The sequence below is a fragment of the Streptosporangium sp. G12 genome, assembly GCF_052983175.1.
In genome coordinates, this window is record NZ_JBRIQO010000018.1 from 216,787 (window position 1) to 240,089 (window position 23,303).

Sequence of the window (23,303 nt, forward strand, 5' to 3'; positions counted from 1 at the left end):
GGAGCGCGGTCGCGGGTGCTCGTACGGCACCCGCGACCGCGCTCCGGCGGTGGCGTCGGGACGCCCCGTCACATCGTGATGTCCTCCAGCATCTCGGTGACCAGCGCCGCGATCGGCGAGCGCTCCGAGCGGGTCAGGGTGACGTGCGCGAACAGCGGGTGCCCCTTGAGCTTCTCCACCACCGCCACGACGCCGTCGTGGCGGCCCACCCGCAGGTTGTCGCGCTGGGCGATGTCGTGGGTGAGGACGACCCGGGAGTTGGCGCCGATCCGGCTCAGCACGGTGAGCAGCACCCCGCGCTCCAGCGACTGCGCCTCGTCCACGATGACGAAGGCGTCGTGGAGCGACCGGCCGCGGATGTGGGTGAGCGGGAGCACCTCCAGCATGCCCCGGTCCATGACCTCCTCGATCACCTCGGGCGTGGTGACCGCGCCCAGCGTGTCGTAGACCGCCTGCCCCCACGGGCCCATCTTCTCGTTCTCGGAACCGGGCAGGTAGCCCAGCTCCTGGCCGCCCACGGCGTACAGGGGACGGAAGACGATGACCTTGCGGTGCTGGCGGCGCTCCAGGACCGCCTCCAGGCCCGCGCAGAGGGCGAGCGCGGACTTTCCCGTGCCCGCCCGGCCGCCCAGCGAGACGATGCCCACCTCGGGATCCATCAGGAGGTCGAGCGCGATGCGCTGCTCGGCGGAACGGCCGTGCAGGCCGAACACCTCGCGGTCGCCGCGCACCAGCCGCACCGACTTGTCGGGCAGCACCCGGCCCAGCGCGGAACCCTTGCTGGACAGCAGGCGCAGGCCCGTGTGGGCGGGCAGGTCACGGGCCTCGACCATGTCGGCCGTGCCGTGCTCGAAGAGGGTCTCGACGTCCTCCGAGGTCACCTGGAGCTCGTCCATGCCGGTCCAGCCGGACTCCACCACGAGTTCGGCGCGGTACTCGTCCGCGGCGAGCCCGATGGAGGCGGCCTTCACCCGCATCGGCAGGTCCTTGGAGACCAGCACCACGTCCGCGCCCTCCGCGGCGAGGGTCTTCGCCACGGTCAGGATGCGGGTGTCGTTGTCGCCGAGCCGGAACCCGACGGGCAGGATGGACGGGTCACTGTGGTTGAGCTCGACCCGGATGGTGCCCTCGCCGATCGGCATGGGCTCGTCCAGTCGTCCGTGCGTCACCCGGAGTTCGTCGAGGGACCTTAGCGCCTTGCGCGCGAAGTATCCGAGCTCTGGATGATGGCGTTTGCCCTCCAACTCGGTGATGACGACGATCGGGATGACGACCTCATGCTCGGCGAAACGGCTCATCGCCGTTGGATCCGCCAGGAGCACCGAGGTGTCCAGGACGTACGTGCGCCGCTGCACTGCCGGCGACGTGGGTGAGGACGAAGGGTTTGCCACGCGTTCTCCCCCGGGCGCCATGGACGGCGCCCTGCCATGAGCTGGGATGCGGACCGGCCCCGGGCCCGCTCACGAGAACGTCGAGCAGGGACCGTTGACCGGCCCTCCTCAGCAGGTCGTGACGCAAAGGCGGGCCCTCTCCGGCGTAGGTGAGCTGTGCTCTCCTACTTCTTACGGTACGTCCTGAATGCCCGACTTCCAACTGCTTAAGACTGACCGAAAGGGGCCGTTCATGTGGAGTTTCAGGAACCGTACCTGCGGTGCCGCGCGGCGTAGGAGCGGAGAGCCCGCAAGAAGTCGACCCTGCGGAAGTCAGGCCAGTAGGCCTCGCAGAAGTAGAATTCGGAGTGAGCGCTCTGCCAGAGCAGGAAGCCGGAGAGCCGCTGCTCTCCCGAGGTCCGGATGACCAGATCCGGGTCGGGCTGACCGCGCGTGTAGAGATGCTCCGCGATGTGCTCGACATCGAGGACCTCGACAAGGTCCTCGATACTCGCGCCCTTGCTCGCGTGCTCCTGGAGAAGGGAGCGCACCGCATCAGCGATCTCACGCCTTCCTCCATACCCAACAGCAACGTTCACAATCAAACCGGGACGATGTGATGTCGCTTCTTTTGCGTTCTTGAGGACACGGGCCGTGTGATCGGGCAGAAGATCGAGCGCGCCCATGGGCTTGATGTGCCATCCGTCGGCCACGAGCTCCTGGACGACGTCCTCGATGATCTTCATCAGGAGATCCAGCTCGTCCTTGGAACGGTTGATGTTGTCGCTCGACAGCAGCCACACGGTGACGACCTCGACACCGGCCTCGCGGCACCAGCCGAGCAGCTCCGAGATCTTGTCGGCGCCCTTGCGATGCCCGCGGCTCACATCGTCGATGCCCATCGAGCGCGCCCAGCGCCGGTTGCCGTCGACGATCACGCCGACGTGCCGGGGAGCCATCTCCCGCTGACGGGACAGCTTCGCCTCAAGCCTGCGTTCGTACACCCGGTAGACGAGATCGCGCACGCCCATTGAAGCCCCTCCCTCAGCACCCGCCACGAATGGGCACTGACAGGCAATTATCGCCGCCCCGCGGACCCCTCCGCCCCCTCTACAGGGTTCCGGCGGGCTTGCCCGGCTTGCGGGCCCCCAGGCAGTCCTCGGCCTCCGCGACGAGCGCCTCCACGAAAACACCCAGCTCAGAGGATGTCAGAACGGCGCGCATCCCCATCCCGCCGCCGCCCCATGCCTCCAGGAAGGCCCTTCTGGTGAGCCGCCACTCCCCGCCGGGCCCCCGCAGCCCCGGGACCCAGACCGGGATGGTCCGCAGCTGGCAGCGGAGTTCGCCGCCGCCGACGACACCGTTCCTGGCCCGGTAACGAAAGGCGAACAGTTCCGTGTCGCCGGGAAAGCGGTCGTCGGGGTCGGGCCACCGTGCCTCGTGGCCCGCGCGCGCCTCGGCGACCCCCCGCGCCAGCCGGGTGAGGAACCAGCCGCACCGCTCGCCCACCGTCCCGTACAGCGCGCCGTCGCGGTGCAGCTGCAGGGTGATCTCGTACGGTGTGCCGACACTGTCACGGCACGCCACCGGCGTAACAGTCAGATAAGAACCATCAAGACAACGCAGTCCCCCCACCTCAGAGAGGGTATCCCTGGCCCAGTCCGCCAAAACACGATCAACGCCATCCATGTCCCCGCCAGCCGGGCGGCTGATGCCATTCGGTCCAGCCGTACCCGGACCGCCCGTCCTCGGCCTCGAACCGGCACAGGGCACGCGGGAAGCGGGCGACCTCCCCGTCGGGGGACGTCATGGCGACCGGGGCGAAGGCGAGCGGGACGACCGTCATCGGCATGCCGGGCACCTCCAGCCGCGCCCCGGACGGGAAGCCGTCCGCGCCGAACTCGCTCGCCGCGGTGAAACCCTCCCGCTCCTCGGTCGCCCCGCCCGGCGGGACGGTGAAGCACGGCCAGGGCATCTCGAAGCCGACGTTGGCGCGCATGCCGTGGAAGAACGTGCCGTCGTCGAGCCGCCCCGAGCTCCACAGCCACGACATCCGCCACCAGTCGCGCTCCCCCCAGCTGTGGTCGCGCTCGCCGTACCCGGAGAAGGCGATCTCCTCACCCCCGCCGACCCGAATCGTCCCCGCGACCGCGCAGGGGATCTCGTACCGGGACATGAAGCGGTACGGGTACGGGTCGCCGCCGCTCCGCCACTCCAGGTCGAACGCGAGCGAGGTCGTCTCGGCGCCCCCGAGGTCCCCGTACGCCATGGCGGGGTCGTCCAGGACGGCCGCCGCCCCGGCGTCGAGGGTCACCCGGAAGGACCGCATGGGGTCCGTCACGTCGTGGACGGCCCGGAACCCCCCGCAACCCTCGCCGCGCACCGCGAGGACCCCGGGACGCGTCCCCGCCCCGTCCTGCGCGGGAGGACCGGGGACGGACAGCGGGACGTGGTGGTCGGCCAGCAGCACCGCGGGCCGGTCCCTGCCGACCAGGCACGCCCAGTACCAGGCGCGGTTCCAGTTGGGATACAGGCCGAGCCGGACGTAACCGGCGAGCGAGCCGTCCTCGGCCGCGAAGTCGAGATAGACGGACTCGCTCCACAGCGGCTCGGGGCCGGCCGGGTGCGGCCCCTCGTCCTCGGGCCGCAGCGGCCATGTCTCGTGATCGACGAACTTTCCCACGGTCACTCCGATGCAGGCGCCCGATCATGGGTCGGCACGTGCCGGCCGGCGTGGATCGACCGGCGTGGATCGACCGGCACGTGTCGGGCGGCATGTGTCGGCCCAACCTAACCGACCGCGCCCCGGCCGGACAGGATCCTCAGGAGCTGCCGCCGCAGCCGCCCCCGCCCCCGCAGCCGGAACCCGAGCCGGAATCGGAGCCGCCGTCCCCACCCCCGCCGCCGAAGAAGCCGTAGGAGGCACCCGCCGAGGCACCGGAGGCGCCGCGGCGGCGGGAACCGCGTCGGGGCGCGGGAGGCGGTGGCGGGCCGTCCATGGACAGGATGGCCGACAGCCGTCCGTCCTCCCACTGCTTCAGGCCGTGCAGGGCGACGCCCAGGATGTTCAGCTCGTCGTGGTCGACGTGGCCGCCGCCCCGGGGCGGCAGGGACCTGTCCTCGCGGTGGCGCAGGCGGTGGTGGGCCAGCGCGGTCTTCCCCGCACGGTTGGGGTGGGTGGGGTCGGCCCGGCCGGAACCGGGCGCGTCGATCAGCCCCAGGTCCCTCAGCCGCGCGATCAGCATGGTCACCGCGGCCCCCCGGGCCACCCTGTCCCTGATCACCCAGACCGGCACGCCGCCCCCCTGCCCCCTGAGGTGGTCGAGGATCTCGGTCTGCACCGGCTGGGTGAGCACACCGACCTGGCCTGACACCTGCGTCAGCCGCCCGTCGCGCCGCGCCCTGACCGCCCCTGTCGCGGTCAGCGAGGCCAGTGCGGTGTCGACCACCCTGGGCCGGCCGCCCGCGAGCAGCGCCAGCTCGTACGGCGTCAGCTCGGGCCCCTCGTAGACGCGCGGGGGGCGCACGGCCAGGCGCAGCGCGATCAGCACCGCCACGCCCAGAAGCGCGAGACCCACCACGACGATGATCTGTACGGTCTGCATGACGGCCTCCGGGATGACGTCCCTGCGCCAGGTTCACTACCCAGTGGACGAACGGGGAGGACCAGAAGTTTCGGCGGCGCCCGGTCCGGCACGCCCGATGTGGGGCGGCACCCGGCTCAGCGCCTCCGGTCCGGCGGCACCCGGCTCGACGCGCGCGGTTCGACGCGGCCGGTTCGACCGGCTCGACGCGCGGTTCAACGGCGTCTGCCGAAGAGCGACCACCGGCGGGGCACGGGGCCGGGCTCGGGGGTCACGGGCTCCTCCGGCAGCCGTCCCGCCGCGCGGAGGCGGCCGGCGAAGTCGCGGGCGTCGGCGTGGGAGCCGCCCGGCGGCTTGGGGCGGCCTCTCGCGTACGCGTCGAACTCCCCGGCGAAGCCGTCGCCGAGCGACGCGACCAGATCGGGCCGTAGCCTGGCCACCGTCCTGCGCCGTTTGGCGATCAGGCCGGCCTCCTGGACGCGCAGCCGCTCCCGGTCGAACCCCCGCGGCGCCTCCCGCCCGGCCACCAGGGCCGCCACCAGGGCCTCCTGGGCCCTGGCAAGGGCCTCACGCGCCGTGTCACCGGTGCCCGGCTCCCGGTGCGTCCCCCGCCCCTCCCCGGCCTCCAGCGGCTCTCTCGCGGCCTCCCGCTCCCTGGCGATCTCTCGAACCCCCTCGACGGCTGCCCGCCCCTCGTGGCCGCCCGGCTCCCGTACCCGGCCGGTGGCGTCCCCGGACACCGCGTCGTCAGACACGGGCCATCGCGCCGCGGATCCGGTCGAGCTCCCCCTCCAGGGCGCCGTCGCTGGGGTAGTCGTCGTCCCATTCGAGCAGCACACCGGGCGGATCGACCCGGGCGCACAGCTCGGAGAGGATGTCCAGCACGTCCTGCGGGACGTGGGCGGTGTGGGTGTCGTGCCACAGCCCCTGGCGGAAGTGGCCTCCGGCGACGTGGACGTAGGCCAGCTCGGACAGCGGGAGGCCGTCCAGCGCGGCGGTGGCCGACAGGCCCAGGTTGACCTGGTTCGTGTAGAGGTTCGCCACGTCGATCAGGAGCCCGACGCCGGTCATCTCCACCAGTTCGCCGAGGAAGGCCGCCTCGGTCATCTCGTCCTCCGGCCAGCCGAACAGGGCCGCGACGTTCTCCAGAGCCAGCGGTACGGGAAGCGCGTCCTGCGCCCGCCGCACGTTCTCGGCGACGACGGAGAGCGCGGCCCGGGTGCGCGGGACCGGAAGCAGGTGCCCGACCTCCATCCCGCCCGCCCGTACGAAGGCGAGGTGCTCGCTGACCAGCGGCGCGTCCAGGGCGCGGGCGCAGTCCGCCAGGTGCGCCAGCCGCCGCGGGTCGGGAGGCTCGGCGCCGCCGATGCCCAGCCCGACACCGTGCGGGATCACCGGAACCCCGCGGGCGCGGAGCACCCGCAGCGACTCGGGGAGCCGGGCGGGGCCGATGTTCTCGGCGATGACCTCGACGAAGTCGACCCCGGGCAGCCGCTCCACGGTCAGGTCGATCTCCGGCCGCCAGCCGATGCCCACCCCCAGCGCCGGAGACTCAGCCGCCATCGGAGGCGTCCCCGTTCCGGCCTGCCCGCCGGGCCGCCACCGCCCCTCCGGTGGCACCGGCCGTCCTCACCGCCGGGGCCGGATGCCGCTCACCCACCGCAACCGCCACCGCCGCACCCTCCGCCGCAGCTGGACCCGCCACCGCCGTCACCCGACCCGCCGGAGTCACCCCAGCCACCGGAGCCGAAGTCACCGCCACCGCCGAAGGAGGAACCGTCCCCCGAGCTCGAACCGCCGCCGCAGGCGCCCGTGGCGCAGCTGCTCGAACCGCCTGCGGCCTGGCGCTGGAGCTCCTCCTCCAGGCCGGGCTCGTTGAGCTCGCTCAGGCCGTACAGGGCGACGGGGATGCCGACCGCGAAGGCGAGATCAGGCGCGACGGGGCGGGCACCCCGCGCGTAGGTCCGGCGGGCGGAGGCGAGCACCTCGTGGCCGGCGTGACTCAGAACGTCGCGCAGCGCCCGCTTCTGCCGCGCGTAGACGGAGAAACCACCGATCACCGAGAACATGCCCACCAGCAGCGCGAAGGTGCCGAGTCCCCCGGTGGCCCCCGCGAGCAGGATGCCCGCCACGACGATCACCTCGATGATCGAGGTGATCTGGAGCCGGCTCAGCAGCACCTGAGCGTGGTCGAGCGCGCCCTCGGGCACCAGCAGGCCGAGCCCCAGCAGGCGGTAGCGCAGGCCGTCGACGCTCTGCCCCTCGGCCACCGCGCGGCGGACCTCGCCCACCGGGGCCGAGCCTCCGCGCAGGTGGAGCGACTCCATGACGGCGTACTCGATCGGGTCGGGAGACGGCTGGGCCCCGGCGACCAGGCTGGCCTGACCCCCTCGCGAGATCCGGATCGCCCCGGCCCTGGCCAGCAGGCCGAGCGCGGTGTTGATCACGCGGCGCGGCCCTCCGGAGAGATAGGCGAGCTCGTACGGGTTCGGTGGCCCGCCGTAGTGGCCGATCATGGCCGAGCGAACCCGGCGGTGCTCGCGGTGCAACGCGAAGGCCGTGGAGAGGATGACCAGGCCGACGACGAAGGCGATGACGAACAGTGAGAACCCCATGTCCGCCTCCTTGGGGGGAAGGTGGGCCACAGGAGTGACGTCCCGTGTACCCAGGTAGACGCGCACAGCCTGGCAGAAGTTTCACCCGACTTCGACGGCGACCCGGTGAGATGTCGGTCACCAGGCGAAACACATGTCACCGGCCCCGGCGCGGCCGGAGCCGGTGGCCTCGGACGCGCCTTTCCCCGGCCCGGGTGCCCGGCCCGGCGATCACCCCAGACGGACACCCGATCCGGCCCGGCGATCGATTCAGGCGGGCGCCCGGTCAGGTCCGGCGCTCGATCCAGGCGGGCGCCCGGTCAGGTCCGGCGCTCGATCCAGGCGGGCGCCCGGTCAGGTCCGGCGCTCGATCCAGGCGGGTGCCCAGCCCGGGCGGGTGCCCAGCCCGGGCGGCACTCAACCCAGGCGGGCGACGAGGGCCTCGTACTCCTCCCAGAGCTCCTTGGGCATGTGGTCGCCGAAGGTCTGGAAGAAGGCGGGCATGAGCGACGCCTCCTGCCTCCAGATCTCCTCGTCGACGCTCAGCAGTGTCCGCATGTTCTCCTCGGAGACGTCGAGGCCCTCGGTGTCGAGCTGGGCGGGAAGCAGGCCGATGGGGGTCCGTACCGCCTCCGCCCGGCCGTTGAGGCGGTCGACGATCCACTTGAGCACGCGGGTGTTCTCGCCGAAGCCGGGCCAGATGAACCTGCCCTCGTCGTCCTTGCGGAACCAGTTCACGTAGTAGATGCGCGGCAGCCGGGCGTTCTCCCGCCGGCCGATCCTGAGCCAGTGGGCGAAGTAGTCGCCCATGTTGTAGCCGCAGAAGGGCAGCATCGCGAACGGGTCGCGACGCAGCTCGCCGACCTTGCCCTCGGCGGCGGCGGTCTTCTCCGAGGCGATGTTGGCCCCTACGAAGACGCCGTGCTGCCAGCTCGTCGACTCCGTGACCAGGGGGACCGCGCTGGCCCGGCGCCCGCCGAACAGGATCGCGGAGATCGGCACCCCCTCGGGGTCCTGCCACTCGGGGGCGATCGTCGGGCACTGCGCGGCCGGGACCGTGAAGCGGGCGTTGGGGTGCGCGGCGGGCTCGCCGGAGTCCGGCGTCCAGGCGCGGCCCTTCCAGTCGGTCAGGCGCGCCGGGGGCCGGTCGGTGAGCCCCTCCCACCACACGTCGCCGTCGTCGGTGAGGGCGACGTTGGTGAAGATGCTGTTGCCCCAGAGCGTCCTGATCGCGTTGGCGTTGGTGGCCTCACCGGTTCCGGGGGCGACGCCGAAGAAACCCGCCTCGGGGTTGATGGCGCGCAGCCGCCCGTCGTCGCCGAAGCGCATCCAGGCGATGTCGTCGCCGATCGTCTCGACCTTCCATCCGGGAAGGGTCGGCTGGAGCATGGCGAGGTTCGTCTTCCCGCAGGCGCTCGGGAAGGCCGCCGCGACGTAACGCGTCTCCCCGGAGGGCGGGGTGATCTTGAGGATGAGCATGTGCTCGGCCAGCCAGCCCTCGTCACGGGCCATCGTGCTGGCGATGCGCAGGGCGTAGCACTTCTTGCCGAGCAGGGCGTTGCCGCCGTACCCGGAGCCGTAGGACCAGATCTCGCGGGTCTCGGGGAAGTGGCTGATGTACTTGGTGGGGTTGCACGGCCACGGCACGTCGTCCTGGCCGGGCTCCAGCGGGGCGCCGACCGAGTGGACGGCCTTGACGTAGCCGCCGCGCTCCTCGATGAGCCGCAGGGCGTCGTCGCCCATGCGGGTCATGACGCGCATGGACACGACCACGTACGGCGAGTCGGTGATCTCCACGCCGAGCTGGGAGATCTCACCGCCCAGAGGCCCCATGCAGAACGGCACCACGTACATCGTCCGGCCGCGCATGCTGCCCTTGAAGATCTCGCCGAAGGTACGGCGCATCTCGGCGGGGGCGATCCAGTTGTTGGTCGGTCCCGCGTCCTCCTCACGCTCGGAGCAGATGTAGGTCCGATCCTCGACCCTGGCGACGTCGCCGGGGTCGGAGGTGGCGTGGAAGCTGTTCTGTCGCTTGGCCAGACGCGTGAACGTGCCCTGCTCGACCAGCAGGTTCGTCAGGCGGGTCCATTCGGCCTCGGAGCCGTCGCACCATTCGATCCGGTCCGGCCGGGTCAGCGCGGCGATCTCCTTGACCCACCCGGCAAGCTCCTCGTGGCTGGTCGGGCTGACGGCGGTGACATCTACGGTAACGGACACTGCTGGGGCTCCTTTACACTTCTCCGGGCCAAAACATCATTGACGAACGAACCGCGCTCAATCCAATTGGCATAGACCAGTGAATTCGCACGATCACGCGTCATGGCGCTTCAGGCCCGGCGCCTCCCACGGCGTATGGCCTGGCAGGAGACGCAAGGTTTTGAAACCCCTACCCAAAAGAAGTGAATCTAAAAAAGCCGCATCGGCAGTGGTATAGGCCAATGAGAAAGGTCTAAACCAATCGGCGAACAGGTTCAGACCAATTCATTGGTCATTTCCGCTGCCCAGGCTCAGGAATTCACGTCCGGACCCGCCGCCCGGACGCGATCGACGTGCTGGAGCGCGTCCCTCAGATCCGCCAGCCAGGTGTCGGTGTGGTTGCCCACCAGGCGCACGCACCAGGCGAGCGCGTCACTGCGGCTGCGGGCCACCCCGGCCGCGACGAGGGTGTCGAGCACCTGACGCTCCGACTGCTTGAGCCGGGTCATGACAGGCACCGAGAGTGTGGTGAACATCACTGTCTTGTCGCCGACGGCGACTCCCCAGGAGACCTTTCTGCGGAAGCGCTGCTCGGCCTCGAGCGCGATCTCGACGCGCCGCTCCCTGGTCTCCTCGCGGAAGCGCAGGATGCCGCCCTCCATGGCGGCGGAGTGCTCCACCTCCGAGACGTCGTCATCGAGCACGGGAGCCCGGAGCCTGCCGACCACCGCGATCTCCTCGCGGTCCAGCACGATCTCCACCCCGCCCTCGAACCACTCCTCGGGCAGCCTGCCCGCGAACCAGCCGCGCAGCTTCGCCACCGCTTCATCTTTTCCCATGTAATTTAGATTACAACGCTTCACCGAACGAGGCCAGCATCGCGCCGCGCCGAACGCGGGCAGCCGAAACCCCGCGGGAACACGGGGAAACGCGGGGGAACGTGCGGGAGGCGTGGAAACGGAGGACGCGGGCTAGCGGACCCGGGCGGCGACCTGCGGGCTGATCCGTACGGCCCCGGCGAAGTTGCGGGTGGTGACGGGGACGAGCTTGACCACGTCGCCGGTCCTGGGGGCGTGCAGCATCTTGCCGCCTCCCCAGTAGATGGCCACGTGCGAGACGTAACCGGGGTTGGTGGGGTCGTGCCGCCAGAACAGCAGGTCACCGGGCTGGGCCTCGGAGAGCGGGATCTGGGGACCGGAGACGAACTGCTGGTGCGTCACCCGGGGCACCTTGATCCCCGCCTGCGCGTACGCCCACTGGACCAGGCCCGAGCAGTCGAAGGTGTCAGGACCCTCGGCGCCCCACACGTACGGGCGGCCGAGCTTGCCGATCGCGGCGGTGAGCGCGGTCGTGACCTGAGGGGCGGTCATGAAGGAGCTCGCGGACCAGGTCACGGTCTTGCCGGTGGTCTCGCCGGCGGTCTTGCCGGGGGCCCTCAGCACCGGGTTGATCATCGCGACCTGCGACCCCTTGGGAAGGTTGCGCAGGAGGGTGAGACGCAGCTTCGCGGAGTCGGCCCTCGGCGCGCTCACCACGAGCGCGTTGTTCTCCGGGATGCCCAGCGTGCGGGCGGTCGGCCGGGAGACCACGGCGTCGATGGCGCCCATGCCCATCGTGGCGTAGGCGCCCACGCGCAGGTTGCGCCCGGCGGTGGTGAAGGTCTTGCCCAGCGGCATGCCCCCGTCGTTGCCCAGGACGAAGGAGACGGCGACCTCCCCCGCCGAGACGTTCCGCCAGAGCCTGTCGGAGCGCGCGGTCGGCTTGGGGGTGTACGCGCGGAACGTCGAGGGGTTCACCCCGAGCGTCTGCACCGGCTTGCCGTCCAGGATCACCTCCGCGGCGTCGGCCCGCTCCACCGCCCGTACCCCGGGCAGCTGGGCGATCCTGGCGACCACGGTCGCGCTGAGCGGCCGGTGCGCGACGACGAACAGGTGCGGCTGCCGCATCGAGGTGAGCGGTGCCACCGGTTCCGGTGCCGCAGGCCCGCCCTGGGCGGGCTTCGCCACCTGGGTCGGCAGCGTGGCGACGGACCTGCGCATCGTGACCGTCTCCGGCTCGGCCTCCGGCATCTGGGCGAAGACCATCAGGCCGGTGGCCAGCACGCCGACGAGCAGGACGGCCAGGACGGGGACGACCCGCCTCATCAGGCGGGCGGTGCGGTGGCTGTAGCGGAGACGGGGGCGGTAGGCGAGATCCTGCCGGGCCTCCCGGATCAGGTCGGAGACACGTGGCCGCCGATCGAACACGACATCTCCCCTTCCCCGCGGACTCCAGCCCTACGAGGGTGCCGTAGAGCGCCCTCCAATGCACGCGAACCCATCGAAAAGCGCCCTATCTGCAATGTGGCCGCACGACTTACGAAACCCTGCCAAATCCTCTGACACACGGCAATCCGCCGGGACACCCGTCCCGGCGGATCAGCGAATCGATCGGAGTATGGGGAGGTCAGTTGCCGATGTACGGCACGGCCTCGAGGATCTCGACCGTGTTGGAGCGGCCGTTCGGCATCGTGTAGGTCGCCTTCTCGCCGATCTTCTTGCCGTTGATCGCCGCACCGAGCGGCGACTTGGGCGAGTAGACGTCGATCGGGGCGCCGCTCTCCTCACGGGAGGCCAGCAGGAAGGCGACCTCCTCGTCATCGCCCTCGAAACGGACGGTGACCGTCATTCCAGGACCGACCACACCTTCGGTGCGGGGCGCCTCGCCGACCTTGGCACTGTCGAGGATCTGGCGGAGGTGGAAGATGCGGGCCTCCATCTTGCCCTGCTCGTCCTTGGCGGCGTGGTAGCCGCCGTTCTCCTTCAGGTCACCTTCCTCGCGTGCCGCCTCGATCTTCTTGGCGATGTCGACGCGCCCGGGCCCCGAGAGGTGCTCGAACTCAGCCTTCAGGCGGTCGTACGCCTCCTGAGTGAGCCAGGTGACGCTCTCGCTGTGGGAGTCGGCCACGGGTTCTCCTTGCTTCCTCGGGGGCTTCGTGCTTGGTGCTTGGGGGGCTGCGGTCGGTTGAATTTCGAAAGGCTAACAAGTTAACCCCTCGACCGCCTCCCCAAATGTCTCACTATACGAGATAGCAGTACTGGACATGGCCGGAAGTGGCCCGAGCACTGGTCTCTAGCCGTTCGGTAAGCCGAACATACCCCTCACCAGCCGGAATATTGACCTCCTTGCTGCCGACCTCGACGTGGCTGACGTCCGTGGCCCGCAGGCGGCAGAGCGCCGCGCGATCGGATGGTTTGACCACTTCGAAGGTGATCTGCAGAGAATCGCCGCGGGTGGCATCGAACGCGATGACCTGGTCGATGACCTCCGTGTTGCCCTTCGCCGCCCACATCACGTAGCCCCATCCCCCTGCGCACACGGCGCAGAGGATCGCGATCACGACATGCACGACGAAGCGCCCCCTGCGCTCCGGGCGGTCGGGAAAGTCGCCCGGGGTGCCGAGGACAGGACCGTCCTGACGGCCCTTCTCGGCTTCGCTGGTGGCCATGACGGAATCTCCCTGCACTACCTCGGTGTTATCCGAGACAATTGTCCCCTGCGGGGGCCTCGCCCTCGCGACCGCCCAAGAGAAACTAACCTCTCCCTAGAGTGACGTAAGCCGAGGGCGCGCGGGGCACCACGTCGAGCGGAGCGGAAGACACGGCCAGGCGGGCCGTCCGCGAGGCGACCGGCGACGATCCGACGCGCGACCGACATAAGGAGACACCGAGCCCGTGAGTGCACCGCTCAGGCTGATGGCCGTTCACGCGCATCCCGACGACGAGTCGAGCAAGGGCGCCGCCACCATGGCGCGCTACGTGGCCGAGGGCGTGGACGTGCTGGTCTGTACGCTCACCGGAGGCGAACGCGGGTCGATCCTGAACCCCAAGATGGAGCGCCCGGAGATCCTCGAGAACATCGGCGAGGTCCGGCGCCTGGAGATGGAGCGCGCCCGGGAGATCCTCGGCGTACAGCAGCGCTTCATGGGGTTCGTCGACTCCGGCCTGCCCGAGGACGAGAGCGAGCCGCTGCCCGAGGGCTGCTTCGCGCTGCAGCCGCTGGAGATCGCCTCGGAGCCGCTGGTGGCGGCCGTCCGCGAGTTCAGGCCGCACGTGATCCTGACCTACGACGACGACGGCGGCTACCCGCACCCCGACCACATCATGACCAACCGCGTCTCGGTCGAGGCCTTCGAGGCGGCAGGCGACCCCGACCGCTATCCGGACGCCGGCGAGCCCTGGCAGCCCCTGAAGCTCTACTACCACATGGGTTTCACCAAGGACCGGTTCGAGGCGCTGCACGAGGCGATGAACGACCGCGGCATCGGCTCCCCGTACGCCGAGTGGATCTCCCGCTGGGAGGACCGCCCGCAGAAGTGGCCGGTGACCACCCGCATCCCCTGCGGCGACTACTTCGAGGTCCGCGACGAGGCGCTGCTCGCGCACGCCACCCAGGTCGACCCGGACGGCTTCTGGTTCGTCTGCCCGCGCGACCTTCAGCGCGAGGTCTGGCCGACCGAGGACTACCACCTGGCCCGTTCGCTCGTGGACGTCGAGCTTCCCGAGGACGACCTGTTCACCGGTGTCCACGCGGATGTCCCGGCGGACACGGTCTCGCACGCCTGCCACTGACGCGACCATGGGGTGACGGTGGCAGACTTGACATGTGATTGCATTCGACACCGTCACCAAAGGTGACGTCAGCCCGGGTCTCCTGGGTTTCCTCGTCGTGGCCGGCCTGGGGTTCGCCCTGTACATGCTGGTCAAGTCGATGAGGAAGCAGATCTCCAGGATCGAGGTCCCCTCCGAGGCCGAGCTGAGGGAGCGGAAGGACGCCGGCACCACCACGACGCCGACCGCTCCCTAGCCCCGGCCCCGCCGGATCCACGGTCCCGCCCGGCCACCGCGCGACACGCGCGAGGGGCGGGATCAGCCGAGCCGAAATCCCGAGAGCGAGCGAGAACGACCATGGCCGACGACATCGAGGTCTCCGACAACCCCGAGGCCTCCCGCTTCGAGATCCTGCTGGACGGCGGGGTCGCCGGGTTCGCCGCGTACCGCCTGCGCGCCGGAAAGATCTTTTTCACCCATACCGAGATCCTCCCCGAGCACGAGGGCAAGGGCCTGGGCAGCCGGCTGGCCTCAGCGGCTCTCGACGCGAGCCGCTCGTCCGGCCGGTCGGTCGTGCCGCTCTGCCCGTTCATCGCCCGCTACATCCGGCGCCACCTCGAGTACAAGGATCTGGTCCCCGAGGGCTACCTCGACCTCCTCGACGAGGAGGCCTGACCTTACGGCTCCCGCCCGGAGCCGCGCGGGAGCCGGACCGTCCGCCGACCGGCGGACGGCGCCGTCACGGGCCGTCGTCAAGGACCGCCGTCACGAAGCGCGCCCCCGGATCGGGACGCCTCACCGGCCTCTTCGGGCCGTACGGGAACGCCCGTCAGTCACCGAGGGTGTCCGTCGAGGACCAGGCGCGCTCCAGCGCCCTGGGCAGCCCCCAGCGGCCCAGCGAGGTGAGCACCTCGGTCCTGTCGACGATCCCGAGGCACGCCCAGAGCGGGGTGACCGAGCTGAAGAGCGTCTCGGCCGCCTCCAGGTCCTCCGGCTCGTCCAGATCGACGTCGATGTCCTCCGATTCGGCGATGAGCCTGGCGATCCGCTCGGGCGACGCCAGCACCCCGGGGCCGCGCCTGGCCAGGGCGGCGACCACGGCCAGCCAGTCGGCGTGATGGATCGCGCACAGGGCGGCCAGCACCGAGTCCTCGTGGCTGAGCTCCCCGTCCAGGTCGGAGAAGACCTCCAGCCGGTCCTCCTCCTCGGGCAGGTCGGAGATCGGCCCCGCGATGCCCGCCGTGACGGTCAGCCAGAGCTCCTCGTCGTCGGCCGGCAGCGGCTCCCCCTCGTACCCGGCGCAGGCCCGCAGCACGTTGCCGGGATAGCCGGGCCTGCCCAGCACCTCGCGCAGCCGGGTGGCCGCGGCGTGCAGCTCCCTGACGGGCCGCTCGGGCTCGGGCAGCTCGGCCAGGATGCGCCGCAGTTCGGCCAGCGCGAACGCCTCCTCCTCGTCCCAGGCGGCGAACAGCTCCTCGTCCTGCTCGTCGGAGACCGCGGTCCCGGGGATCCGCCCGTCGGGCAGCGGGCCGGTGAGCCAGCGCTCCTGGAGATCCGCGTAGGCCTCCCTGGCCTGCTCGTCGCCCCGGGCGAGCGCGTCCGGATCGATCTCCCCGGCGGCGACCCGTTCCTCCAGGTAGGCGACCAGCCCGTGGAACATCTCCTCGCCGACCGGTCCTCGCTCGTCCTCCTCGGGCCAGACGAAGAAGCTCGGGGTGAGCAGGAGCGGCTCGGTGCCGGTGGACTCCAACCAGCGCTGCACGTCCCCCACGGTCGCGCCGCCGGACTCGATCGCGCTGAGCGTCGCCTTCGCGGAGTCCCAGAAGGGCACCGACAGCGGGTTGCCCGCTGCCAGCATCGCCCGCCTCAGATCGGGCAGCGCCACCAGTGCCACGCCGGACGGCACGGCGAGCAGCGCACGGGCAACATCACGCCGGGTCAGCTCGGAAGCCGTCCTTCCGGCGTGCACACACACGAAGTCGAGATCCACGCCCAGTGAGCCTACGCCGGAAGAGCGGTGAACACACCTTCCCGCCCGGTGTCACTCTCGCGTACCCGAGGCACCGCGTCCGTCAGGGGGGAGCCGCGGGAGCCGTACGGCACGCTCCTGCGAACGCGCGAAGGACCCACCGGCCACCGGCCTCCGCCCCTGGCTGGTTCCCTCCCACGTTCGGGAGAGAGACTTGGGGAACGGCCCGGGAGCGGGGTCAGGAGATCCCGGACGCGGCGGCCGGAGCGTGCGTCCCGCGCGGGGCGGTGGTCCGGACGGGGCGCCAGGTGCTCACCAGCGCGAAAGCCAGCAGCAGTTCGGCGATGTCGCCGCCGTAGTACATGATCTCCGCGGCTCCGCGCAGCTGCGCGACCGGCACCGGCACGTCGACGACGAGCCCGGCGTACATCAGCTGCGACAAGGTGGCGTGTACGGCGATGGCCACCCCCAGCACGACCAGCCGCAGGGGGACCGGCGGGCGCCGCGGCGCCGGGTCGGGACCGGCGATCACCCAGGCGAACAGGTATCCGGACAGCAGGAAGTGCACGTGCACCAGGTGGTGCGGCAGCGCGCCGGTGGAGGCGATCCGATACAGCGGGGTGCAGTACAGCGCCACCATGGCGCCCACGCTGAGCAGCAGCGCGATCCACGGGTCGGCCACCAGACGCATCGCCCGGCAGTGCAGCACGGCGACGAGGCGCCGTCCGTGGACCGGCGGCAGCGAGCGCAGCAGCAACGTCACCGGGGCACCGAGCACCAGGCCCAGCGGCGCCAGCATGCCGATCAGCAGGTGCTGCAGCATGTGCCCGCGGAAGTCCGTCTCGGCGAACGCGGCGACGGGCCCGGTCACGGCGGCGGCGAGCAGCGCGACGCCCGCGAAGAAACCCGCCGTCCGCCACCGGCTCCAGCCTCTGGGCTCGCGACCGCGCCGCACCGCCAGCAGCACGTACCCGCCCGCCACCACGGCCAGGACCGCCGGCGGCAGCGCCGCCACCAGGCCGCCGCCGTGCTCGTGGACCTCGTGGGCCTCGGGCGCCAGGACGATCATGACGTCGGCGCGGCGGGGGCGCGCCCGCCCTCGTCGCACAGCTCGACCGGGCCGCCGCCACGCTGCAGCAGCCACCCGCCGGCCACCAGCGCCGCGCCCAGGAGCAGGAATCCCAGATCCCACCAGGTCTGGTACGGGCCGGTCCGCACGTGGTGGATGCCCAGCAGATGGTGATCGATGATGCCCTCCACCAGGTTGAACGCCCCCCATCCGACGAGGATCCAGCCCCACAGCTCCCGAGATCTCCACACCCGGCCGCGGGAGTGCAGGACCCGCGAGTACAGCAGGCCGAGACCGATCAGCACCGCCAGCCAGGTGAACGCGTGGAACAGCCCGTCCCACAGCGTGTTCATCCGCAGCCCGGGAACGGTGTCCGCCGGGTAGTACCTCACCCCGATGTTGTCGGTGTTCGTGCTGGTCAGCATGTGGTGCCACTGCAGGATCTGGTGCAGCAGGATGCCGTCGACGAACCCTCCCAGCCCGATGCCCAGAATCGTTCCCGGCACGGCGATCCGCCCGGCGCCGCTCCGCACAGCCGACCTCTTCACCATCATGGCCCCCTTGTTCCCGGCTCGCGCCCGGCCAGTCCTGTCCGCCCGCGTACGGGTCGGGCCGGTCCGGAGCCGCGTGCCGCCCGCCGAGGAGAAGGGGCACCTCGGGGTCCCCCGGCAAACCCCACCAGAGCCACCGGCGGGCGTACGGGAGCGACGCACCCGCGCACGCCATCCGCGGCCTAAAATTTCGGCCGCCCGCCCATGCTCGCGGCCCCGTCCCTCTCTCGGTTTAGTGTGAGAAGGACCGTGTGGGTACAACCGCGACGCGCGATCTCCGCGCACCTCGCGAGGAGGACGCACGCACCGCGTACGCAGGAAAGGTCGTTATGAACCGCTTGAAGGACGCGACGAGCCCCTATCTGCTGCAGCACGCGGACAACCCCGTCGACTGGTTCGAATGGGGCGAGGAGGCGTTCGCCGAGGCCGTCCGGCGGAACGTGCCGCTGCTGATCAGCGTCGGCTACTCGGCGTGCCACTGGTGCCACGTGATGGCCCACGAGTCCTTCGAGGACCGGGCCACGGCCACGCTGATGAACGAGCGCTTCGTCAACGTGAAGGTCGACCGCGAGGAGCGGCCGGACGTCGACGCCGTGTACATGGCGGCCACCCAGGCCATGACCGGCCAGGGCGGGTGGCCGATGACGGTCTTCGCCACCCCGGAGGGCCACCCCTTCTACACCGGTACCTACTTCCCCAGGCAGCAGTTCCAGCGGCTGCTGGCCGGGGTGTCGGGCGCCTGGACCGAGGAGCGGGAGGCCGTGCTGGAGCAGGGCTCGAAGATCGTGGAGGCGCTGAACGAGCGGTCGGCGCTGCCGTCCGGGCCGCTGCCCACGCCCGACACGCTCACCCGGGCCGTGCACAGCCTGGCCGAGTCCTTCGACCCGGTCCGCGGCGGCTTCGGCGGAGCACCCAAGTTCCCGCCGTCGATGGCCCTGGAGTTCCTGCTGCGCTACGGCGCGGCGGCCACCGGGACCACGCGGGACATGGGGGACGGGGAGCGGCGGGCGACCGCCGACGCGGCGACGTCCATGGCCGGGCGGACGCTGGAGGCCATGGCGCGGGGCGGCATCTACGACCAGCTCGGCGGGGGGTTCGCCCGCTACAGCGTGGACGCCGAGTGGGTGGTCCCGCACTTCGAGAAGATGCTCTACGACAACGCCCTGCTCCTGCGGGTCTACACGCACTGGTGGCGCTCCACCGGCTCCGCCCTGGGCAGGAGGGTGGCGCTGGAGACGGCCGACTGGCTGCTGGCCGAGATGCGCACCCCCGAGGGGGGTTTCGCCTCCGCCCTGGACGCCGACAGCGAGGGCGTGGAGGGCAAGTTCTACGCCTGGACCGGTGAGGAGATCCGCGAGGTCCTCGGCGAGGAGGACGGGCTCTGGGCGATCGAGCTGTTCGAGGTGACCGGGACGTTCGAGCACGGCACCTCGGTGCTGCAGCTCCTCGCCGACCCCGACCCCGGCGACGCCGAGCGGTTCGCCCGGGTCCGCTCCGCGCTGCTGGCCGCGCGGGCCCGCCGGGTACGGCCGGGACGGGACGACAAGGTGGTGGCCGCCTGGAACGGCCTGGCCATCGCCGCCCTCGCGGAGACCGGTGCCCTGTTCGAGCGGCCGGACCTCGTCGCGGCGGCCCGCGAGGCGGCCGTGCTGGTCGACGAGCTCCACCTGGACGGCGACCGGCTGCTGCGCACCTCCCGCGACGGCAGGGCGGGGGCCAACGCCGGAGTCCTGGAGGACTACGGCGACCTCGCCGAGGGCCTGCTCGCCCTGTACGGGGTGACCGGGGAGGTCCGCTGGTTCCGGCGGGCCGAGGCGCTGCTCGACGCCGTCCTGGCGCGGTTCTCCGACGGCTCCGGCGGGTTCTACGACACCGCCGACGACGCGGAGCGGCTCTTCCAGCGCCCGCGGGACGCGACCGACAACGCCACCCCGTCCGGCCAGTTCGCCGCCGCGGGCGCGCTGCTCTCGTACGCCGCGCTGACCGGCTCGGCCCGGCACCGGGAGGCGGCCGAGGCGGCCCTGGGCACGGTCACCGTGCTGGCCGACAAGCACGCGCGGTTCGCCGGTTGGGGGCTGGCCGCGGCCCAGGCGGCGCTGTCCGGCCCGATCGAGGTCGCGATCGTGGGCCCGGCGGGCGATCCGGCGACGGCGGCCCTGCACAGGACGGCCCTGCTGTCACCCCTGCCCGGTCTGGTCCTGGCGCTCGGCGAGCCTGATCCCGCCGGTGCCGATGCCGATGCCGGTGCCGGGGAGGTCCCGCTCCTGGCCGGCAGGGGCCTGGTGGGCGGCGAGCCCGCGGCCTACGTGTGCCGTGGCTTCACCTGCAGGATGCCCGTCACCACCCCGGCGGCCCTGCGAGCCGAGCTGGCGGGCGGAGCGTAACAACCCGGGCGTGACAAACCGGGCGCGACGGACCAGGCGCGATGGACCGGGTGGCCGTCGGAACCGGGCGGGGACCGCCGGAGCGGCCGGGGTCCGTCGTCCCGAACGCCGGAGGCCGCCGCCCTGGACGGGGCCGCCGGGCAGGTCGCCGCCGCCCGCGTGACCGCGCCCGGCCTCGCCGGTCGCCCTGGACCTCGTCAGTTGCCCTGGATGGGGTCGCCGAGCCGGTGGCCCAGACCGTCGAGGCCGAAGTCGTCACCGCCCCCGTCACCGCCCTCGCCGTCACGCCCGTCCGGGTCGTCACCCCGGCCGGGCCCGGGGCCGTCACCGGGACCGCCCGGTCCCTCGCCGGTGTCCTCGGGGGTCGGGGGCTGGTCGGGCCCCGGGGTCTCCTGGTCGGGGGTGGCGCTCTGGTCGGGGCCGGGAGTGCCCGTCTCGCCGGGGCCGGGCGTGCTCCTGTCCTGGCCGTCGCTCTGCTGATCGCCGTACTCGTCGTCGGGGCCGTAGCCGCCGTACGAGCCGGAGTAGCCGTAGTTGGACGGCTCCTTGAACTCCTTGACCGGCTTGCCCTCCATCGCCTCGGTCATGAAGGCGCGCCAGATCTGCGCGGGGTAGGAACCGCCGTACAGGGCGCTGCCGTTCACCGTCACCGGCTTGTTGTCGTCGCGGAACATGTCGACCGCCACGGCCAGCTGCGGGGTGAACCCGGCGAACCAGACGGCCGCCGACTCGTCGGTGGTGCCCGTCTTGCCCGCCACGGGACGGTCGTAGAGGCGGGCCGCGGAGCCGGTGCCCGCCTCGACGACCTGGGTCAGCGCGTAGGTGGCGTCGATGGCGGCCTGCTCGCCGAAGGCGCGCTTGCCCTTGGTGGAGCTCTTGACGACCCTGCCCTCGGCGTCGGTGACCGAGCGGATCACGTGAGCCTCGCGGTGGACGCCCTCGGCGGCGAAGGAGGCGAAGCCGGAGGCGTTCTGGACGGCGCTCACCGACGCCACGCCGAGCGGGAGCGTGGCGGCGCCCCGGTGCGGGTCGAGCTGCTCGGCGGGGATTCCGGCCTGCTCGGCGACCTTGACGACCTTGTTCAGGCCGACCTTCTGGGCGAGGTCGACGAACGCGGTGTTCACCGAGCTCTGGGTCGCCTTCACGAGGTTGACCTCGCCGTAGGAGTAGCCGCCGGAGTTGGGGATGTCGGCGGAGGCGATCCGGAGCGGCGAGTTGCCGTTGACCCTGGTGTCGAGGCCGAAGCCGTTGTCCAGGGCCGCGGCCAGCGTGTAGGCCTTGAACGTCGATCCGGCCTGCACCTTGGCCGAGAAGGAGTTGTCGAACTTGTTGGCGGTGTAGCTGCGCCCGCCGTAGAAGGCCACGACCTCACCGGTGGCGGGGTCCACGGCGGCCAGCCCGGTGCGGACCTTCCTGGGGGTGTCGTCCGGCAGGACCGAGGTGACGGCGCGCTCGGCGGCGGCCATCAGGTTCTTGTCGAAGGTCGAGACGATCTTCAGCCCGCCCTGGTTGATGACCTCGTCGGTGTAGCCCCTGCTCTTGAGCTCGGCCGTCACCTGGTCGAGCATGTAGCCCTCCTGCCCCTTGGGCGCGAAGATCGCCCTGGGCTTGCGGAGGGCGGGGAAGGTCACCTTGGCGGCCTCCTGGGAGGTGATGGCCCCGGTGGCCACCATCCCGTCGATCACCGACCTCCAGCGGTCCCTGGCCGCGTAGAGGTCGGGGCCCTGCGGGTCGGCGAACCTGGAGGGTTGCTGGATCACCGCGGCCAGGTAGGCGCCCTGGGCAAGGGTGAGCTTGCTGACGTCCTTGCCGAAGTAGGCTCCGGCCGCCGCCTGGACCCCGTCGGCGCCCCGGCCGAAGTAGATCGTGTTGAGATACTGCTCCAGCACCCAGTCCTTCGACTTCGACTGGTCCACCTTCAAGGAGATCATGACCTCCTTGAGCTTCCTGATTATGGAACGTTCCTGGCTGAGGCCGCTGTAGTAGTTGCGGACCATCTGCTGGGTGATCGTGGAGCCGCCCTGGAGCTGCTGGCCGCTGATAGTGGACCACATTGCGCGGAAGGTGCCCGAGAGGGAGACGCCCTGGTCCTCGTAGAAGGAGCGGTTCTCCGCGGCGATGACCGCGTTCCGCAGGCTCTGCGGCACCTTGTCGAGGGCCACGCTCTTGCGGTTGACGCCCTGTCTGGCCAGCACGGTCTTGCCGTCGCGGTAGTAGATCACCGACCCCTGCGCGGTGGCCCTCGGCTGCGTGCTGTCGGGAATGGGGGTGATCGCCCACACCACTCCGAGCAGGCCGATCGCCGAGATCAGTCCGACGCCGAAGACGACGAGTGTGATCCTCAGGAGCTTCCTCCTGGGACTGCCCGTCCCGCCTTTTAACACGCGTGACCCCCCGATAGGACCCGCCGCTGACCCCCGACGGTTGCGGACCGTTAAGGGTAAACGATGGATAACGGTGTCTGGCCCCTGCTTGGCATGGTACGGCTAGGCCTTCCCCTTGCGCGGGACATCGGCCACCAAAGGCAGAACACGGTATGGCACAGGGGTGTCCAAGGCAATCACCGAAGAGGTTCTGACCACGCCCCGGACATCAACGATCAGGTCAATTACCCGCTGCAGGTCGGCATTGCTGCGCGCCACCACCCGGCAGTGCATGTCGTCGCCGCCGGTGATCGTGTGCACCTCCAGCACCTCGGGAATGGCGGCGAGCTGGTCGGCGACCGGATCGTGCCCGCTGACCTGGCGGATCTGCAGGGTCACGAACGCGGTCACGTCGTAGCCGAGCGCCGCGGGGGCGATGTCCGGCCCGAACCCGGTGACCACCCCGCGGGCGGTCAGCCTGTCGAGGCGTGCCTGCACGGTCCCCCTGGCCACGCCGAGCCGCCGCGAGCACTCCAGCACCCCGAGCCGGGGCTCCGCCGCCAGCAGGGCGATGAGCCGGGCGTCGAGCTGGTCGATCGTCATGATGTACAGATACTCCGCGGTGACCGGCGAG

The 23,303-nt window shown here is 71.2% G+C and carries 22 protein-coding genes; 4 read left to right on the top strand and 18 right to left on the bottom strand.

The window, feature by feature from the left end:
* Nucleotides 1–68: 68 nt before the first annotated feature.
* From ACVCAG_RS27120 to ACVCAG_RS27180, 13 genes are all read right to left on the bottom strand, one after another.
* Complete coding sequence (locus tag ACVCAG_RS27120) at nt 69–1,412, bottom strand: PhoH family protein (RefSeq protein WP_440085619.1); 1,344 nt, start codon at nt 1,410–1,412, stop codon at nt 69–71.
* A 221-nt stretch (nt 1,413–1,633) separates the two neighbouring features.
* Entirely contained in the window at nt 1,634–2,401 is a 768-nt protein-coding gene (locus tag ACVCAG_RS27125; protein WP_344750149.1) for an isoprenyl transferase, read from the bottom strand.
* 79 nt (nt 2,402–2,480) lie between these two features.
* On the bottom strand, nt 2,481–2,957 hold the full coding sequence (locus tag ACVCAG_RS27130) for a hypothetical protein (protein WP_440085620.1): 477 nt from the start codon (nt 2,955–2,957) through the stop codon (nt 2,481–2,483).
* An 88-nt stretch (nt 2,958–3,045) separates the two neighbouring features.
* Complete coding sequence (locus ACVCAG_RS27135; RefSeq protein WP_447190497.1) at nt 3,046–4,053, bottom strand: DUF7064 domain-containing protein; 1,008 nt, start codon at nt 4,051–4,053, stop codon at nt 3,046–3,048.
* A gap of 139 nt (nt 4,054–4,192) precedes the next feature.
* Nucleotides 4,193–4,975, bottom strand: coding sequence for a TIGR04222 domain-containing membrane protein (locus tag ACVCAG_RS27140; RefSeq protein WP_440085622.1), 783 nt, complete (start codon nt 4,973–4,975; stop codon nt 4,193–4,195).
* A 194-nt stretch (nt 4,976–5,169) separates the two neighbouring features.
* Nucleotides 5,170–5,709 carry a hypothetical protein gene (locus tag ACVCAG_RS27145; RefSeq protein WP_447190498.1) on the bottom strand — a complete coding sequence of 180 codons (540 nt, stop codon included), beginning with the start codon at nt 5,707–5,709 and terminating at the stop codon, nt 5,170–5,172.
* Nucleotides 5,702–6,517 (bottom strand): DUF692 domain-containing protein, encoded by an 816-nt coding sequence (locus ACVCAG_RS27150; RefSeq protein WP_447190499.1) that lies wholly within the window; start codon nt 6,515–6,517, stop codon nt 5,702–5,704. Before ACVCAG_RS27150 ends, ACVCAG_RS27145 begins: the two co-directional genes overlap by 8 nt.
* 89 nt (nt 6,518–6,606) lie before the next feature.
* Entirely contained in the window at nt 6,607–7,569 is a 963-nt protein-coding gene (locus tag ACVCAG_RS27155) for a TIGR04222 domain-containing membrane protein (protein WP_447190500.1), read from the bottom strand.
* Nucleotides 7,570–7,965: 396 nt separating this feature from the next.
* Nucleotides 7,966–9,765, bottom strand: a complete 1,800-nt coding sequence (locus tag ACVCAG_RS27160) for a phosphoenolpyruvate carboxykinase (GTP) (RefSeq protein ID WP_440085626.1) — start codon at nt 9,763–9,765, stop codon at nt 7,966–7,968.
* A gap of 290 nt (nt 9,766–10,055) precedes the next feature.
* The gene (locus tag ACVCAG_RS27165; RefSeq protein ID WP_440085627.1) at nt 10,056–10,583 is read right to left on the bottom strand and encodes a hypothetical protein; all 528 of its coding nucleotides are present in this window, start codon (nt 10,581–10,583) and stop codon (nt 10,056–10,058) included.
* A 132-nt stretch (nt 10,584–10,715) separates the two neighbouring features.
* On the bottom strand, nt 10,716–11,990 hold the full coding sequence (locus ACVCAG_RS27170; protein ID WP_440085628.1) for an NlpC/P60 family protein: 1,275 nt from the start codon (nt 11,988–11,990) through the stop codon (nt 10,716–10,718).
* A gap of 199 nt (nt 11,991–12,189) precedes the next feature.
* On the bottom strand, nt 12,190–12,690 hold the full coding sequence (gene greA, locus ACVCAG_RS27175; protein ID WP_344750139.1) for a transcription elongation factor GreA: 501 nt from the start codon (nt 12,688–12,690) through the stop codon (nt 12,190–12,192).
* Between the two features lie 112 nt (nt 12,691–12,802).
* Nucleotides 12,803–13,231 (bottom strand): DUF4307 domain-containing protein, encoded by a 429-nt coding sequence (locus ACVCAG_RS27180; RefSeq protein ID WP_440085629.1) that lies wholly within the window; start codon nt 13,229–13,231, stop codon nt 12,803–12,805.
* A gap of 226 nt (nt 13,232–13,457) precedes the next feature.
* Between ACVCAG_RS27180 and mca the strand changes: the two genes are divergently transcribed.
* From mca to ACVCAG_RS27195, 3 genes are all read left to right on the top strand, one after another.
* A complete protein-coding gene (gene mca, locus ACVCAG_RS27185; RefSeq protein WP_440085630.1) occupies nt 13,458–14,354 on the top strand; it encodes a mycothiol conjugate amidase Mca in 897 nt (298 codons plus the stop codon).
* Nucleotides 14,355–14,388: 34 nt separating this feature from the next.
* Entirely contained in the window at nt 14,389–14,589 is a 201-nt protein-coding gene (locus tag ACVCAG_RS27190) for a hypothetical protein (RefSeq protein ID WP_440085631.1), read from the top strand.
* A gap of 101 nt (nt 14,590–14,690) precedes the next feature.
* Complete coding sequence (locus ACVCAG_RS27195; protein WP_440085632.1) at nt 14,691–15,008, top strand: GNAT family N-acetyltransferase; 318 nt, start codon at nt 14,691–14,693, stop codon at nt 15,006–15,008.
* A gap of 154 nt (nt 15,009–15,162) precedes the next feature.
* Here the strand turns inward: ACVCAG_RS27195 and ACVCAG_RS27200 are convergent, their stop codons facing one another.
* From ACVCAG_RS27200 to ACVCAG_RS27210, 3 genes are all read right to left on the bottom strand, one after another.
* Entirely contained in the window at nt 15,163–16,323 is a 1,161-nt protein-coding gene (locus tag ACVCAG_RS27200; RefSeq protein WP_440085633.1) for a hypothetical protein, read from the bottom strand.
* Between the two features lie 217 nt (nt 16,324–16,540).
* Nucleotides 16,541–17,410, bottom strand: coding sequence for a cytochrome c oxidase assembly protein (locus ACVCAG_RS27205; RefSeq protein WP_447190501.1), 870 nt, complete (start codon nt 17,408–17,410; stop codon nt 16,541–16,543).
* Nucleotides 17,368–17,904 carry a DUF2243 domain-containing protein gene (locus tag ACVCAG_RS27210; protein ID WP_440085635.1) on the bottom strand — a complete coding sequence of 179 codons (537 nt, stop codon included), beginning with the start codon at nt 17,902–17,904 and terminating at the stop codon, nt 17,368–17,370. The genes ACVCAG_RS27205 and ACVCAG_RS27210 overlap by 43 nt, the downstream gene beginning before the upstream one ends.
* 347 nt (nt 17,905–18,251) lie before the next feature.
* Between ACVCAG_RS27210 and ACVCAG_RS27215 the strand changes: the two genes are divergently transcribed.
* Nucleotides 18,252–20,306: a thioredoxin domain-containing protein gene (locus tag ACVCAG_RS27215; protein ID WP_440085636.1), complete on the top strand. Its 2,055-nt coding sequence runs from the start codon at nt 18,252–18,254 to the stop codon at nt 20,304–20,306.
* Between the two features lie 197 nt (nt 20,307–20,503).
* Here ACVCAG_RS27215 and ACVCAG_RS27220 read toward each other — a convergent pair whose 3' ends face one another.
* Nucleotides 20,504–22,690, bottom strand: coding sequence for a transglycosylase domain-containing protein (locus ACVCAG_RS27220; protein WP_440085638.1), 2,187 nt, complete (start codon nt 22,688–22,690; stop codon nt 20,504–20,506).
* 102 nt (nt 22,691–22,792) lie between these two features.
* A complete protein-coding gene (locus tag ACVCAG_RS27225; RefSeq protein ID WP_440085651.1) occupies nt 22,793–23,272 on the bottom strand; it encodes an Lrp/AsnC ligand binding domain-containing protein in 480 nt (159 codons plus the stop codon).
* Nucleotides 23,273–23,303 lie beyond the last annotated feature (31 nt).